16 protein-coding genes and 1 pseudogene are annotated in these 15,744 nt (G+C 56.9%); 12 read left to right on the forward strand and 5 right to left on the reverse strand.

The window, feature by feature from the left end:
- Window positions 1-94 precede the first annotated feature (94 nt).
- Window positions 95-277: a 50S ribosomal protein L32 gene (gene rpmF, locus KBB96_RS13565; protein WP_211629981.1), complete on the reverse strand. Its 183-nt coding sequence runs from the start codon at window positions 275-277 to the stop codon at window positions 95-97.
- Window positions 278-291: 14 nt separating this feature from the next.
- Window positions 292-795 carry a YceD family protein gene (locus tag KBB96_RS13570; protein WP_211629982.1) on the reverse strand — a complete coding sequence of 168 codons (504 nt, stop codon included), beginning with the start codon at window positions 793-795 and terminating at the stop codon, window positions 292-294.
- Window positions 796-965: 170 nt separating this feature from the next.
- Between KBB96_RS13570 and KBB96_RS13575 the strand changes: the two genes are divergently transcribed.
- The 7 genes from KBB96_RS13575 to KBB96_RS13600 all read left to right on the forward strand — a co-directional run bounded on the left by KBB96_RS13575 (window position 966) and on the right by KBB96_RS13600 (window position 11,021).
- Window positions 966-2,024 (forward strand): M42 family metallopeptidase, encoded by a 1,059-nt coding sequence (locus KBB96_RS13575; protein WP_211629983.1) that lies wholly within the window; start codon window positions 966-968, stop codon window positions 2,022-2,024.
- Window positions 2,025-2,678: 654 nt separating this feature from the next.
- Entirely contained in the window at window positions 2,679-3,767 is a 1,089-nt protein-coding gene (locus tag KBB96_RS13580) for a ribonucleotide-diphosphate reductase subunit beta (RefSeq protein WP_211629984.1), read from the forward strand.
- A gap of 77 nt (window positions 3,768-3,844) precedes the next feature.
- Window positions 3,845-7,123, forward strand: a complete 3,279-nt coding sequence (locus KBB96_RS13585) for a ribonucleoside-diphosphate reductase subunit alpha (protein WP_211629985.1) — start codon at window positions 3,845-3,847, stop codon at window positions 7,121-7,123.
- Window positions 7,124-7,261: 138 nt separating this feature from the next.
- The gene (locus KBB96_RS13590) at window positions 7,262-8,425 is read left to right on the forward strand and encodes a nucleotidyltransferase domain-containing protein (RefSeq protein WP_211629986.1); all 1,164 of its coding nucleotides are present in this window, start codon (window positions 7,262-7,264) and stop codon (window positions 8,423-8,425) included.
- A gap of 8 nt (window positions 8,426-8,433) precedes the next feature.
- Window positions 8,434-8,823, forward strand: coding sequence for a type II CBASS E2 protein (locus KBB96_RS21365; RefSeq protein WP_486624506.1), 390 nt, complete (start codon window positions 8,434-8,436; stop codon window positions 8,821-8,823).
- 102 nt (window positions 8,824-8,925) lie between these two features.
- Window positions 8,926-9,954, forward strand: a complete 1,029-nt coding sequence (locus KBB96_RS13595) for a nucleotidyltransferase-like protein (protein WP_211629987.1) — start codon at window positions 8,926-8,928, stop codon at window positions 9,952-9,954.
- 2 nt (window positions 9,955-9,956) lie between these two features.
- Window positions 9,957-11,021, forward strand: coding sequence for a TIR domain-containing protein (locus KBB96_RS13600; RefSeq protein ID WP_211629988.1), 1,065 nt, complete (start codon window positions 9,957-9,959; stop codon window positions 11,019-11,021).
- 65 nt (window positions 11,022-11,086) lie between these two features.
- On the opposite strand, the gene KBB96_RS21345 is transcribed toward KBB96_RS13600, so the two are convergent.
- Window positions 11,087-11,341, reverse strand: coding sequence for a helix-turn-helix domain-containing protein (locus KBB96_RS21345; protein WP_211629989.1), 255 nt, complete (start codon window positions 11,339-11,341; stop codon window positions 11,087-11,089).
- 96 nt (window positions 11,342-11,437) lie between these two features.
- A complete protein-coding gene (locus tag KBB96_RS13610; protein WP_211629990.1) occupies window positions 11,438-11,683 on the reverse strand; it encodes a helix-turn-helix domain-containing protein in 246 nt (81 codons plus the stop codon).
- 338 nt (window positions 11,684-12,021) lie between these two features.
- Between KBB96_RS13610 and KBB96_RS13615 the strand changes: the two genes are divergently transcribed.
- Window positions 12,022-12,213, forward strand: coding sequence for a hypothetical protein (locus tag KBB96_RS13615; protein ID WP_211629991.1), 192 nt, complete (start codon window positions 12,022-12,024; stop codon window positions 12,211-12,213).
- Between the two features lie 404 nt (window positions 12,214-12,617).
- The gene (locus tag KBB96_RS13620; RefSeq protein WP_211629992.1) at window positions 12,618-13,226 is read left to right on the forward strand and encodes a hypothetical protein; all 609 of its coding nucleotides are present in this window, start codon (window positions 12,618-12,620) and stop codon (window positions 13,224-13,226) included.
- Between the two features lie 38 nt (window positions 13,227-13,264).
- On the opposite strand, the pseudogene KBB96_RS13625 reads toward KBB96_RS13620, so the two are convergent.
- A pseudogene (locus tag KBB96_RS13625) lies at window positions 13,265-13,528 on the reverse strand (nuclear transport factor 2 family protein); the annotation flags it as partial.
- Window positions 13,529-13,623: 95 nt separating this feature from the next.
- Between KBB96_RS13625 and KBB96_RS13630 the strand changes: the two are divergent.
- From KBB96_RS13630 to KBB96_RS13640, 3 genes are all read left to right on the forward strand, one after another.
- On the forward strand, window positions 13,624-14,085 hold the full coding sequence (locus KBB96_RS13630; protein ID WP_211629994.1) for a hypothetical protein: 462 nt from the start codon (window positions 13,624-13,626) through the stop codon (window positions 14,083-14,085).
- Between the two features lie 77 nt (window positions 14,086-14,162).
- A complete protein-coding gene (locus KBB96_RS13635) occupies window positions 14,163-14,876 on the forward strand; it encodes a hypothetical protein (protein ID WP_211629995.1) in 714 nt (237 codons plus the stop codon).
- A gap of 61 nt (window positions 14,877-14,937) precedes the next feature.
- Window positions 14,938-15,639, forward strand: a complete 702-nt coding sequence (locus KBB96_RS13640) for a hypothetical protein (protein ID WP_211629996.1) — start codon at window positions 14,938-14,940, stop codon at window positions 15,637-15,639.
- Window positions 15,640-15,744 lie beyond the last annotated feature (105 nt).

The following is a 15,744-nucleotide window of genomic DNA, read 5'->3' on the forward strand; positions in this document are numbered from 1 at the left end:
GAATTACGGGAAAATGGTGGAAACGGGTGTACGCCAAATCACCGCGTCCGGAAAGTCCGGCGCGGTGACTGGAGAGAAAGCAACATCGGGGTGCTCAGAGAGCCTCGACGGTCAGCACCTGGCGGTTGCGGTAGTAGCCGCAGGACGGGCAGGCGATGTGCGAGGGAATGCGGGTTCCGCATTCCGGGCAGCTCTTGAGGATGGGGGCACGCCAGCGGGTTGCGCCACGGCGCATTTTCGAGCGGCTCTTGGATTGGCGGCGTTTTGGGACTGCCATGGTAGTAGAGTCGGTTAGTGTTGGTCCTTCAGGTCCTTGAGCGCGTCGAGGGCTGTCCAACGGTCGTCGGACCCCGCGCGGGGGGCGGTCTCTACATCGTCTTCATCCGGTTTGTCCACTGCTAAATAGCGGGAATCGACTTCGCAATGCTGCGGCTCGTCCGCATCCTCGCATCGCGGGTCCACCGGGAAGTGGATCAAAACCTCCTCCCGCAAGGCTTCCGTGGCGTCGATTTCGCCATCCCGGCCGATTTCCAGCGAGACCGCCGCATTTTCCAGCCGGATGGTCTGGATGAAGGGGTGCAGGGTGCGAACACAGATGAATTCAAAGGGCGCGGCCAGCGTTCCGGTGAAAAGCAGCTCGGAGCCGAAACGCTGCACGAAAAGGTCGTATTCCAGCGGGCCGGTGGCCTTCGCATCGCCCTCCGGGAGGTCGAAAGTCTCCGCAGGGAGCTCCCCGGAGACGTTTTTCCCGTCCTCCGGCAGGGTGGACAGGTCGATCAACAAACGTTTCTGCATGCCCGATTGTAATCCATCCCGTCCGTCCGCCAAGTGGAACCCGCGCCGCAAACCGGGGCCTCCCGCCAAACTGCGTTCCTCAGCCACCCAGTTCTCTTTGCATCTTGGCGCTTGTGCCCCGCTCCGCGCCCGCCAAGCTCACGCGCGAATCTTTCCGCCATATTTGCTTTATGCCTATCGACATCGACCTCCTCAGCCGCATTTGCGAAGCCCCCGGCGCTCCTGGCTACGAAAAGGAAATCCGCGCCCTCGTCCTGAAGGAAATCGACGGGTTGGCCGACGAGATCCGCACCGACAACATGGGCAACGTGGTCGCCTTGAAAAAAGGCAAGTCCTCCGCCAAGCGCGTGATGGCCGCCGCCCACATGGACGAGATCGGCTTCATCGTCACCCACGTGGATGACAAGGGCTTCGTCCGCTTCAATCCCGTCGGCGGATTCGATCCGAAAACCCTCACCTCCCAGCGCGTCCTCATCCACGGCAAGAAGGACATCCTCGGCGTGATGGGCTCGAAGCCCACCCACATCATGTCCCCGGAGGAGCGCAATAAGGTTCCGCAGATCAAGGACTACTTCATCGACACCGGCATGGCGAAGAAGGATGTGGAGAAATACGTCGAGGTCGGCAACTTCGTCACCCGCTACAGCCCGCTCATGGAGCTCGGCGATTGCGTGAACGTGAAGTCCCTCGACAACCGCGCCTCCGTCTTCCTCCTCATCGAGACCCTGCGCGCCCTCAAGAAGGCCAAGAAGAAGCCCTCCTACGATTTCTACGCCGTCTTCACCGTGCAGGAGGAAATCGGTCTCCGCGGCGCCGGTCCGGCCGCCCTGGACATCAAGCCGGACTTCTCCTTCGGCCTGGACACCACCATCGCCTACGATGTCCCCGGCTCCACCCCGCAGGAGCGCTGCACCGCCCTCGGCGAAGGCGCGGCCATCAAGATCATGGATTCCTCCGTCATCTGCGACTACCGCATGGTGGCCTACATGAAGGCCGTGGCGGAGCGGAACTCCATCAAGTGGCAGCCGGAAATCCTCGCCGCCGGCGGCACCGATACCGCCCAGCTCCAGCGCATGGTCCCCGGTGGCTCCATCGCCGGCGCGGTCTCGATCCCCACCCGCCACATCCACCAGACCATCGAGACCACCCACAAGAAGGACCTCGCCGCCTGCATCGAACTGCTCACCGCCTGCGTGTGCGAACTCGACGGCCACGACTGGTCCTTCTAACCGTGGCGGCGCTTTCCAAGCGCCCAGCCTCTTCTTTTACCCCTCTCCAAAAGCCGCCCCGGAAACAGGGCGGCTTTTTCTGTGCCTCCTCTTCAATCAGCAAAATCTGTGGTCATCCCATCAAAGGCCATCGGACCCTTTCCTCTCATGGACTCCCCCATTCAAATCCTCCCTTTGCATCCACCCGCGGTTTCTCTTCGCACTGACAAACCTTCCCCCCACCGCTGAAAGACCCTTTCTAAAAATTCCACCCCATATTTTCCGCGGATTCCCGCGAAATGGCCGGTGACGATTCCGTTTCTTTCAGTTTTCCGAACTAAATTTTTAAAATACCACCCCGGTTGCACAAGAGGGGTGGAGGGTTGAAATTTTTTTGACCCCCAAGATTTGGGAGGTTGGCTTGTGGCCGATTTTGAAACCCCTCGCTTTTGCAAGGGCTTGCGTGGGTTTCCGGCCACCAATGCGCGCCGCTCATGGCCCAATACCACCACATGTAGTATTGTGAATAATTTGTGGATACCATATGGGCAAAACCAGAATTGACCCAAGGTGACGTTTTCTGTCACGATCTCCAACGCTGCTCGCCTCCCGGCGGCAGCGCCCGACGCCTCCCGAACGACCTTCCCAAACCAGCCTTCCGACTGCTTCCCTGCCATGTCTGCTACCACGACCGTCACCCTCGGCAACCGCACCTTCACCCTCGATCGCGACAAGGCCGAACAAGCCTTTGCTTCCAAGCGCGTCATCAACGGCCGGGACACGATGTTCTTCAACATCCTGCCGCTGAAGTACCAGTGGGCCTACGATCTGTACAAGAAGATGAAGGCCAACCACTGGGAGCCGGAAGACATCACCATGCAGAAGGACGTGGAGCAGTGGCGCTCCGATGAGATCACCGATGTCGAGCGGTGGATCATCAAGATGGGCATCGGTTACTTCTCCGCCGCCGAGGGCATCGTTGGTGACAACGTCCTCCACGTCGTCCGCGAGGTCGTCACCGCTCCGGAACTGAAACTCGTGCTCGGTCGCCACGCCCACGAGGAAAACATCCACGCCGACTCCCTCGTCTACATGCTCTCCTCGCTGGGCCTGAACCCCCACGAGTGCGAGGCCATGTTCGAGGACATCCCGACCATCAAGGAGAAGAACCACTTCGTCGTCTCCAACAGCCGCGCCCTGCGCCGCGATGTCGACCTCACCATCACCGCCAACAAGCAGGCGCTCGCCAAGAACATCTTCCTCTTCGGCCAGGTCATGGAGGGCACCCAGTTCTACGGCCTCTTCGGCATGATCCTCAGCCTCTACCGCCAGAACAAGTTCCCGGGCATCGGCCAGATGTTCAGCTACACCCTGCGCGATGAGTCGAACCACATCGAGGTCTTCCGCAACCTGCTCATGGACCTTGTCGATGAAAACCCGGACATCTGGACCGATGAGTTCCGCGAGGACCTCCGCGCCACCATGGCCGAGGGCATCCGCCTGGAGAAACAGTTCATCCGCGACTGCCTCCCCGTCGCCGGTCTCGGCCTCAACGCCGCCGACTTCGAAACCTACATCGACTACATCGCCGACCGCCGACTCGCCACCTGCGGCCTCGCCCCGCTCAACGCCTCCGCCACCAATCCGTTCCCATGGCTCGCGGAGATGATGGACATCAAGAAGGAGACCAACTTCTTCGAAGGCAAGGTCACCGAATACCAGAAGGCCTCCGCCCTCGCCACTGTCCACGACGACGAACTTTGATCCCTCTCGGGGCGCAGCCCCGCTGATCCCTTACCTCTGCTTTTTTCCTTAGTTTCAATCCCTGCCCTTAGAAAACCATGTATCGCGCCGTTAACCCCGACGAGGATCTCATCCTGAAGCAGGTCATCACGGACCGCTTTACCCTTCCCGCCAACGATCGTGCCTTTGCTTGGCGCGAGGTGTTGCCCACGGAGAAGCGCAATCCCATCGCAGACATCATCGTCACCCGCGGCTCGAACGAAACGCACTTCTCGCTCGAAGACGTGGCGGACGCGATCGGTGACTCGCTGGCGGACCTCCTCATCTCCCGCCGTCAGGATGAGAAGTCCATCTTCTCGGACGTGAACCGCAAGTTCGTCTCGGACGTCGCCCACGCCGTCGCGAACTCCCTCACCCAGTCGCTCGATGACGGCGGCCGCCTCCGTCTCTCCGAGGCCGATCTCTACCTCCTCATCGAAAAGGCCCTCCTCGAGAACGACGCCTACGATGTCGCCAAGTCCCTGGCGTTCCGCCGCTCCATGGAGAAGAATGGCAGTGTGGACCTTCACACCGGCCCCCACGCCCTGCCCGTGCGCCTCATCCGTCGCAATGGCAACGTCGTGCCATGGTCCGAGACCAAGATCGAGATCGCCGTCCGCAAGGCCTTCCTCACCATCAAGGAAAACCCGGACGCCGCCACGGACATCGCCCGCGCCGTCACCGAGCGCATCCGCCGCGGCGACCAATCATTCGTCCACATCGAGGACGTCCAGGACATGGTCCAGGAGGAACTCATGCGCGCCGGCCGCTTCAAGGCCGCCGAGCACTACATCCTCTACCGCGCCCAGCGCAACCGCCTCCGCCAGGAACAGGAAAGCCGCACCGAGGACCCGAACCAGGAGTCCATGGTCGTCGTCACCACGGAGGACGGCACCAGCAACTTCTGGGACGGCACCGAGCTGAAAAAGCGCATCTCCTTCGCCTCCATCGGCCTCGACCTCTGCCTCACCGAGGTCGAGATCGAGCGCGAGCTGCGTCGCTCCATCGGCAGCGAGATCTCCGACAAGGACCTCAAGGCCACCGTCATTCTCAATGCCAAGGCCCTCATCGAAAAAGACGCGGACTTCGCCAAGTTCGCCGGCCGCATCCTCCTCTCCTACATCTATGAGGAAGTCCTCGACTGGAGCATCCAGAAGGACGGCATCGAAAAGCTCAAGGAAGCCCACAAGTCCAAGTTCAAGAGCTACCTGAAGCATGGCGTCGCCATCAAGCGCATCCACCAGGACCTGCTCGACAGCTACGACCTCGACAAGCTCGCCAACGCCTTCGATCCCTCCGCGGACCTCGACTTCGACTACCTCGGCATCCAGACGATGTACGACCGCTACCTCGTCGTCGACAAGACCGGCTCGAAGCCCCGCCGCCTGGAAACGCCCCAGTTCTTCTGGATGCGCGTCGCCATGGGCCTCTTCAAGCGTGAGGAATCCAAGAAAGAGGACTGGGTCATCCGCCTCTACAATCTCTACAAGGGCCGCCGCTTCTGCTCGTCCACACCGACGCTCTTCAACTCCGGCACCCTCCACAGCCAGCTCTCCTCCTGCTACCTCTACAAGGTCGATGACTCCATCGAGTCCATCATGATCCGTGGCATCGCGGAAAACGCCTTCCTCTCGAAGTGGGCGGGCGGCCTCGGCGGCTCCTGGACCGCCGTGCGCGGCACCGGTGGCTACATCCAGGGCACCAATGGCGAGTCCCAGGGCATCATCCCCTTCCTCAAGCTCCACAACGACCAGCTCGTCGCCGTCAACCAGGGTGGCAAGCGCCGCGGCTCCGGCTGCGCCTACCTCGAGACCTGGCACAACGACATCGAGGACTTCCTCGAGCTCCGCAAGAACACCGGTGACGACCGCCGCCGCTGCCATGACATGAACACCGCGAACTGGATTCCGGACCTGTTCATGAAGCGCATGGAGAACCGTGAAAACTGGACCCTCTTCCGTTCCAACGAGGTCCCGGACCTCCACAACCTCTATGGCAAGGCCTTCGAGACCCGCTACACCCAGTACGAGGCCATGGCCGCCGAGGGCCGCATCTGGTCCCGCCAGCTCCCCGCCATCGAGCTCTGGAAGAGCATGCTCAAGATGATCTTCGAGACCGGCCACCCGTGGATCACCTTCAAGGACCCCTGCAACGTCCGCTCCCCACAGGACCACGCCGGCGTCATCCACTCGTCCAACCTCTGCACCGAGATCACCCTCAATACCTCGGACGAGGAAACCGCCGTCTGCAACCTCGGCTCCGTCATCCTCGATACCCACGTCACCAAGGACGGCGCGCTCGATCATGAAATGCTCAAGGAGACCATCACCGTGGCCATCCGCGCGCTGGACAATGTGATCGACATCAACTTCTACCCCACCACCGCCGCCGCGACCGCGAACAGCCGCCACCGCCCCATCGGCCTCGGCGTCATGGGCCTGCAGAACGCCCTCTACAAGCGCGGCCTCTCCTTCGCCTCGGAGGCCGCCGTCGAGTTCAATGACGAGTTCATGGAAGCCATCGCCTACTACGCGTATGGTGCCTCCTCGGATCTCGCCGGCGAGCGCGGCGCCTACTCCAGCTACAAGGGCTCGAAGTGGGACCGCGGCCTCCTCCCGCAGGACACCGTCGACCTCCTGGAAGACGAGCGCGGTCGCAAGATCGATGTCCCCCGCGGTGGCAAGATGGACTGGTCCGTCGTCCGCGAGAAGATCGCCAAGCAGGGCATGCGGAACTCCAACGTCCTCGCCATCGCCCCCACCGCCACGATCTCAAACATCACCGGCACCACCCCCTGCATCGAGCCGAACTACAAGAACCTCTACACCAAGGAAAACCTCGGCGGGAAGTTCATCATCCTCAATGCGGAGCTCGTGAAGGACCTCAAGAAGGCCGGCCTCTGGAGCCCGGAAATGGTCGACCAGCTCAAGTACTTCGACGGCGAGCTCGATTCCATCGACGACATCCCGGAAGCGCTCAAGCACAAGCACAAGACCGTCTTCGGCATCGGCTTCGAGTTCATCATCGATGCCGCCGCCCGCCGCCAGAAGTGGATCGACCAGAGCCAGTCGGTGAACCTCTTCCTCTCCACCCCGGACATGAAGACCCTGTCTCACATGTATCGGCGAGCCTGGGACAAGGGCCTCAAGACCACCTACTACCTCCGCACCCTCCAGGCCTCGAACATCGAGAAAGCCACCATCGACGTGAAAAAGGAAGTCCGCGGCCTCGCCGCCGGCACCGGCGGCACCCCCGCCAAAACCTACACCGCCGAGGAAGTGAACGCCTGCTCCATCGAAGCCATGATGAACGGCGGCACCTGCGAAGCCTGTCAGTGAATTCATTTATTTGCCTTCTGCCAAATTCGCGGTTTCTCCCGATAGCTAACATTCTAATCAGCAATTTCTGACATGACTTCTTAACCCTGCCTAATCATTCCCCTCGGGGGAGGAGATTTAGGCTTTATTAAAAAAATTATGCTCACATCGACTCTCCGAGAAAATGGCTTAGATATAGAAGAATTGCTTCGTGCTGGCATCGCAAGTTTAGATCTTACAGATGCTCAGTACCAGAAAGCCGTTCGAGAGTATCACGCAATCGCAAAGCACTTGGATGAAAACCAAGATTTTTGTGAACGGCATTCTCCAGACATCTATCCGCAAGGGTCCATGGACCTGGGAACCTGCGTTCGCCCACTTCATCGCACGGAATTCGACCTAGATATCGTGGTGGTGATGAATGGAGCTCAATACATGACTCTTGAAGAAACCATGGATGACCTAGAAAAAGCTTTAAATGGCTTTGCTAAGAATCCCACCACCATAAGCCGATTAGATCGCTGCTTTCGAATAAACTATCCGGGTGATTTCCACATAGATCTTTTGCCCGTGAGGCCAAACCCTACGCCTCAAAATCTTACGGCAATCCAACTTCCGGATTGCAAATCGTTACTCTGGCGTCCATCTGACCCCAAATCTTATAAGATTTATTTCGAATTAGCAAAAGCTCGCGTTCTCCCTACCTCGCGCTCCTTTGAAGCTGTTATTAATTCAAAAAACGCAAGTATCGCACCAGCACCAAAACAAACGACGCAACAAAATAAATCAATCTTGCAGTTTGCTGTTCAACTATTGAAGCGTCATCGCGATCTCTTCTTTGAAGATCGGAACGATGCCACTTCTTCGGCCATCATAACTACGCTTTCCTCACAAGCTTATATCGGACATCAAAACATCGAGGATGCAGTACTTGAGATTCTGTTCACGATGGACAGCTTCGTGAGACCTGTGGCACCTCGTGTCCCAAACCCTCGATACCTAGTAGAAGATTATGCAGATAGATGGCCACACGTTCCTCCCTCTCGAGAAATTGCCTTTGGCGAATGGCTTAAACAAGCTCGAATTGACTTCGGCCGGATCTCAGATCTGAAGTTAAAAACAGCCTCAAATAGTCTCCAGCCTATTTTGGGGAAAGAGGCAGCCGAAGCAGCTTTGAGAACATTTGATCAAATGGGTATCTCGGGCCTACGAGCGGCGGGAAATTTAGGGAGTGACCGTAAAACTGGCTTTTTAGGGGTGGTAGCTGCTTCAGCTAGTGTTTTACCTGTCGGAGGAACTTCTTTTTTTGGAGATAAACCGTAAAGCTCGTAATTACAGCAAAGGTCCAAAAGAGGGCACTAGAACTAAACCACCCTACCGAATCGAGTGCTCTGATTGATAAGCGAACCTTAGTATGGGTAGGACTAGTGCGCCCCACTCCCTTGTGCTCAGAGTATCGAATTAAAATCGAATATAGCGTAGGCGGTCTTCCTTTTGTATCAGTTCTCTCACCAGAATTAATTCCACGGGATTCAACAGAAAAAATCCCTCACATGTACGCGCAGAGGCATCTGTGCCTTTTCCGCCCAAAAAACCAGCATTGGACACCGGGCAAATTAATTTCTCATACAGTAGTGAACTGGGCAAAAATGTGGCTCTATTATTACGAGCTCTGGCATGCGACCGGGGAATGGTTGGGAGGCGGAGAACATCCCGACTAGCTTCCTAAACGCCAAGCAAGGGCTCGAAGCCTGCACTGAATATGATTGACGAATCTGTCTAACATCTTCATTCACCCATTAAATTAATCCCCCTCTGCTGCCATGCCCCCTCTCAATTACTCTGCCAGACTCTCAAGTTTGACGGCACGGAAATCCGATACAGCACTTAACGAATCGGCTCTTTCCAAATCTGCCAGCGCCTCTCTACTCCCTTCCGACGTTAGATATCTACTAGAGTCCATGCGTGCAATTGGATCGGATTACAATTCGCGAACACTCGAAGCGGCCACTCGAGTAAGAAATCATCTGGAAAATAATTTGGAGCTCCCCGTTTCACGAACTTATAAAACCCAAGGTTCGGTCGTAACGAACACCAATATAAAACTTCACAGCGATTTTGATCTATTGGCAATCATCGACGATTACCATTTTCCTGAAACCAAGCCGATCAATCCTTATACCAAAACGGAGCCAAATTCAGATATACGGGCATTGCGCCAACAATCCACCTCAATAATGCAGGCGACGTATGACATCGTCGACACGAGCGGAGAAAAAGGAATATCAATTTACAATAAATCTCTTCATCGCAAGGTTGATCTAATATTTTGCTTCTGGTATCTAAGCTCAAAATATCAAGAAACGCAGGACGAATTTTACAAAGGAATATATCTTTATAAATTTCCCACCGGCGAAAAAATCAAAGATTACCCCTTTGCCGCAATACATAACATAAACCAAAAAGGGGATCGCACCAATGATGGGTCCAGGAAGGCTATTCGGCTAATGAAAAATCTCAAAGCTGATGGCGACAATGTCTTAAAAGAGCTCAAAAGTTTCCAACTAACAACGATCGCCCATTCGATTCCCGATGATCAGATCACCTATCAAACCGTGGGTTCTGAAATATTTATCGCTGAATCAGTGTCTAGGCAATTAGGAAATCTTATTAGGGACAACGATTATAGAAAATCCGTTAAATGCCCGAAAGGCATCGAATATCCTTTGCGCGATGATGAGATTGTTCCTTCTTTAAGGAGCATGAAAGAAGATCTAGACACTCTAGTGGCTGACGTAAAATCTGATCTTGCTAGAAGCGCTTTAGTTAAAAAAGCCTCCTTGGAATACTAGCCATGATTACTTTCCCACCTCAAGTTTTCATTGGCTCCTCCTCAGAGGCCGAGCCTTTTGCTAAGCAAGTTCAAGATGAGCTTTCTTCGGTTGCTAACTGCACCATATGGAAGAAGACATTTGATTTTGGCAATTCGGCCTATGAAGATCTCATGCGCAAACTTAGCTTGTATGACTATGGTGTTTTAATCGCCTCTCGAGACGATGTTGCAAAATCTCGAGGTGTAAAGCTCGATGTGGCTCGAGACAATATTATTTTTGAATTCGGCCTATTTGCAGGGCGCCTAGGTCGCCATAGGTCTTTTTTGATGGCAGAATCGGGAGTTAAGATTCCTTCCGATCTAAGTGGTATCACTTTACCATTTTTCAAAACGGCCAAGAACACTGGTTTCTTGTCAAAATTCAGGGGAAATTTAGAAACTTTGAGAGAAAAGCAAAAGCAATCTATTTCTCAAATATGCGAAAGCATTGCAAACCATATTAAGGAGCGTGAAAAAATTTATGAGTTTGGTTTCTTGCCTTCAACTTCTCTCGCCTATGGCTATTTTAACAATTTCATCGAGAAGGCAGTCACAAGCCTGATGGAGTCAAAAATACTGCGCTTAGGTAAAACATGCGGCTATCCAAATAGCTGCCAAAAGCACGATCCTAAATCTGCAGCACATTCTAAAGTCGCCGACGGCACAACATTTGATGACCTTCAACTGACGATTCTTATACCCGATGAGCTCCCTCCTGACATGTATAACAAAGTTAGAGCCCATCGTACCACGGGTGACTGGGAATTAATTAAGATCGACGCAGGCTCATTCCGACCTTTCGATTTTTATGTGCAAATATCCACCATCACGAGTGGGAAACTACAGCTATCTGATATTCCTATCACATTGAATGCACTTAGCGAATCGATTCGATCTTATATCGGAAAAAATCACATTGGTGTTTCGGATGAGGAAAAATTATTAGCCCAGCGCGAAATAAGAATATTCGTGGGCGTTTTGGAACACCTAATATCGAAAAACAGTATCACTAAAGGCAGGGTTAAAATTGAAATCGTTGATATTTAGCAAATGCGATAGCATCATTTTGCTGCTTTCCTTTAGATCTAGGATATCGACATTTATTCTAAGAACTACGAATCTGTCTCTAGACGCGATTCACAAGTTCCCAAGATTTTAGAGGGTGTCGTTCCTAACACCCAGGCGAGCTTCGCCAGGCTTTCAACTGTTGGCCGACGCTTGCCGCTTTCGAGGTAAGAGACGAAAGACACGGCCAGACCAGCCTTCGCGGCGAGCTCGCTCTTCGACAGACCTGCGGCAACCCGCCGCGCTTCGAGCTCGCTTCGCAGGAGTTCGGAGAGTCGTTCGGCCCGGGTATTGAGTTGCACCCTGTCAGTCTAACGAGAATCGGCCTTGACCGAGCTTTCTCTATAGTGAAATTAGATACAGTCCTTACCCCGATGGCTGGTCGAGATTTCTACCCCTCATTTCCCTTGCCCGTGACTGGCTTGGGAACAGAGCTGTCCCCAATCGAGCTGGAGGGCGATGGCGAGGTCGCGGAGGGCGGCGAGGCCCGGGATGCGTTCGTGGCGCTCGGCGCGGGAGATGACGCCGAGGTCCACGCCGGAAAGCGCGGCGAGCTTCTGCTGGCTCAAGCCCGCCTCCGTGCGGGCGTGCCGCAGGAGATCGATCAGGCGCCGGACGTAGGCTTCGCTTTCAGCGGAAGGCATCCGCGTTTGTTACCGGAATGCAAGACAACCGCCACGCTGAAAATTCTTTGTCATTTGACAACACATCAGGAGTTAGCATGATGGGTCTTGTCTGAATTGGGAGCCGATGCACCGGAAGATGACAGATCCTGCCGCGGGAACAGGAACACGCCCGGAGACGGGAATGACCGCGGACACAAGCGCAGGCGCAATGACCAGCGCAAGCGTGAGCGCGGACCGCGAGCTGGTGGCGGAGTCCATCAACCGCGCCATGGAGCGCTTCCCGTTGATTCTGGAGATCCTGGAAGAACTGTCCCGGCCCGGCATTCCTCATCCGGGGATGTGGAGATCCGCCACGGTTGCGAACGCGGCCTCACCGCCATGCTGGCCGCCCTGTCCCGCATCCCGCCCGCCGCCATCTCCCCGCCCCGGCGGGAACCATGGAGGAAAAGGCCGGAAGCTGGCTCCTCGGCGAGCTGCCCCGCACCCTCGTCGACCCCGGCCGCCTCGCCCGCTTCGAGCAGTTCATCCGCACCCTGCTGCCGCTTTGAAGTGCCGGGTGATCAGTCATCAGTGATCCGACAAATAGCAGAAGTAGAACCAGGCTAAATCGACATTCATTTTACTTTGGATGGGAAGTATCCAAAGGGCGCTTTGGATTTGGAGTGCGGCGAGGCATCGCCGCTTTGAGCGGAGGCGGGACATCGCCGGAAAGAGGCTTGGTGTCCAGGGAGCGGCTCCCGCGTTCCAGAATCATCTCCCCACGGGTTCAGGCATCTCCCGCATGATAGTGCCGCAGTTTCCGTCGATTTCTCCCCCGTGCCGAAAGCGGGGATGTCTCGCCGCACTCCACATCAGAGACACCCGGCCTCGCGCCTTAAATGTCGATCCAACCTAATCCATGTTTCCGTGAAGGAAAGTTGAAGGACGGGCCTCACTCTGTTAGCTGGCGCGCATGCGGATCTTGAAAGCAATCGGCGGAGCCATGATCGCGGTGGTGTTTGGCGGAGCCCTCGTTTCGTGCGGCACGGTGCACAGCATCACTCCGGCGGCGAAGCTGCTGCCACCGGAGCAGCGTGTGACGCTGGAGACGAGCCGCACGAAGGAGGAGCAGAACCAGATGTGCGACTACGCGGATTCGAAGTTCGGTGGATTCACCAGCCGGGGCGATTTTTTCACCCGCCAGGGCTACGCCGGACCGGGCGTGGTGGTCGCCATCAACGGTCAATACGGACGCTATTTCGAGCGGGACAAGCGCGGATGCTACGCCGCGAGCTCGGTGCGGGCCTCGATCGTCTGCGAGCCGGGGAAACTGAAGATCATTTCGATCCCGATCTGGACCGGCCTGTCGGAGAACGTGGACCATGTCTACGAATTCCAGGCGAAACCGGGACATCGCTATTTCATCGGGAACACCTACCAGTTCCCGTCGCCCTCGATTTCGCGCTGGCTCCCGATGGTCTATGACAAGACGGAAGGCAAGGTGATCCCTCTGGAGGGGATGAAGCCGCACATGGTCCGGCTGCCGAACATGGGTGGTCCGCCGACATTGATCGTATTGTAAGCGGGAACGCGGAGCCGGACGTCCGATGATCCGGGAGCTCAGGGAAAAGCAACAAGTTCCATCGCCCGGATCAATCCACCGGAGAACGTGAAACGGTGGCCGACGTGGACCTCCGCAAGCACCGCTCCCGCCAGGTCGTGCACCACCTGATGGACCTCGACGAGGATGCTCCCATCATCGCCCGGATGAAAAGCCACGGGCTCGACACGGGGATCAATCCCACTCCACTGCTCGGTCCGGTAGGCACGGATCTCTTCCAGCCCTTGGACAAAGCCGCCCTTGAACGCCTTCGGCCATTCCACGCCGCGCCCGGTTGGATCAGGTTCTCGGGAAGATCCCGGAATCCCATTGAATTTCTGTCACCCGGGATGACGCTCAGGCGCACAACCTCTTTCCCATGGACATCCGGACCTTCACTCTTCCGCCCGACATCCGCATCCGCGTGGGGCGCCTCGAGATCACACCGTTCTATCCTTCCCTTTTCATGGGAGATCCGGGCTCCGATGTCGTCAGAGACGCGCTCTTCCAGCAGAATAAGGAGAGCGCCCGGAAGTTTCTTGGACAGAATATGCCCTATCGCGCCCTGTCCCTGCCGACAGACTACCGGAAAGGGGACCACCTGCCCAGCTATTGGCATACCGCGGAACTCGTCTGCACGGATTGCGTGGACTATGGATTGGACGGTGGGGAATTCGAGGACCTCGACGTCGACCGCAGCTTGTATGGCGTCTGCTGGCTCGCCACGAAAATGACTTTCGAACTCGACCGCACGCAAGCCCTCCGGCTGCAGAAAATGGATTGGCGCAAGGAAGCGCTTCTTTACAGCGATCTCTTCGGAATCATCAAACGAGGAACTTGAGGACGGGGGACGATGGTTTTGCGGCCACAGATCTCGCAAGAGTTGCGGGAGACGCAGAGCCTTGTTAGCTCGCGCGCATGCGGATCTTGAAAGCAATCGGTGGCGTCGTGATGGCGGTGGTGTTTGGCGGAAGCCTGGTTTCCTGCTCCGGAGTGCTTTCGCCCCGTGGCCCGGAATCTCCGGCAGCCCTTCAGAAGCGCGGCCTGAAGCCGGGAGAAGGCTACCTCGTGGCGACTTTTGACAAGATTTCCCTGGATCGCGAGGGCGGTTCCGGTCCGGATCACGCGGTGAGCTGGGTGCAGGTGGAACGAGCCGGAAAACCGGGTGGGAACTTCGCCCGACTGAAACCGGCGGTGTCCCATCCCATCTACGATCTGCTGATCCCGAATGGCCGCCCCAGTGAAGTAGTGGCCATGCCATTGCCCGCCGGAAACTATGAACTCACCGGCTGGCGCGTGGAGACCAATACCGGAGGTGGCTGGATCGAAATCAGCAACCGCCTGCCGATCCGCGTGCCGCTGCAGGTGAATCCCGGTGAAGCGACCTACGTGGGTCGCTTCCGCTCGATCGCGGTATGGGGGCGGAATTTCATCGGAGTGCCCGTACTCGCCGATGGTGCGATGCTGCTGGGCGATGACTTCTCCAAGGACCAGAGCCGGATCTCCAATCACTATCCCATGATCCGGCCATCCATGATCCATCGCTCCAACGCCCCCGCCACCTATCAGGCGGAGATGAGACGTGTCGCCCGGACACCACGGGAAGAAGCGTTCTGGAAGAAATGGCTGTGAGCGCCGGATGATCGGGAGGAAAGGAGTTGAGCCGACACCCGCGCCCGGATAGCCAACCGCCATGCGGATCTTGAAAGCAATCGGCGGTGCCGCGATGGCGGCGGTGTTTGGCGGAGCGTTGGTTTCGTGCGGACCGGTCAACCGTCCCCTGACCCCTGCCGCCCTGCAGGCGCGGGGTTTGAAGCCGGGCGAGGGCTACATCGTGGCCACGTTCCAGCAGAAGACGGTCATGCCCTCCGGAAAGATGGAGAACCTCCCGGGTGCGGAAGCCAGCGTGACCATCAAGGGACCGACCGACGACACTCGCGTGTGGCTGGAACCCTACGCGCAAGGTCCGGGCCAGAGCGTGATGGTCAAGGGAGCGCGCAGCGAGGTGCTGGCGATCCCCATGCCGGCGGGACAGTACTCGGTGACGGGCTGGAGCCTGATCGGCCAGCGCATGACCGCCACGGTATCCGTAAGCAACCGCCTGCCGATGAACGTGCCCTTTGAGGTGAAGGCGGGCGAGGCCACCTATGTGGGCCGGGTGAATGCGCTCACCATCGTCGGCCGCAGCCTGATCGGCATCCCGGTGTTCGGCCATGGCTTTGTGATCGTCACGGACCGTTTCGCCGAGGATCAATCACGGATCGCGAAGACCTACCCGACGATCAAGTCCTCCACCATCCGCCGCTCGAATGTGCCCGCAGGCTATCTTTCCGAAATGAAGCGGATCGCGGACACGCCGGAGGAATCCGGTTGGAAGAAATTCCTGGGCCAGTAACCCGGAGCCGTGATCCCAAGAAAACAGCCCTACCTCCACGTGGGAGACAGGGCTGATGGTTTTCTTGGGGAAGAAATCGTTTGAAAAGAAAGAAGCGGCAAAGCA

Source organism: Luteolibacter ambystomatis, from assembly GCF_018137965.1.
Taxonomy (GTDB): Bacteria; Verrucomicrobiota; Verrucomicrobiia; order Verrucomicrobiales; family Akkermansiaceae; genus Luteolibacter; species Luteolibacter ambystomatis.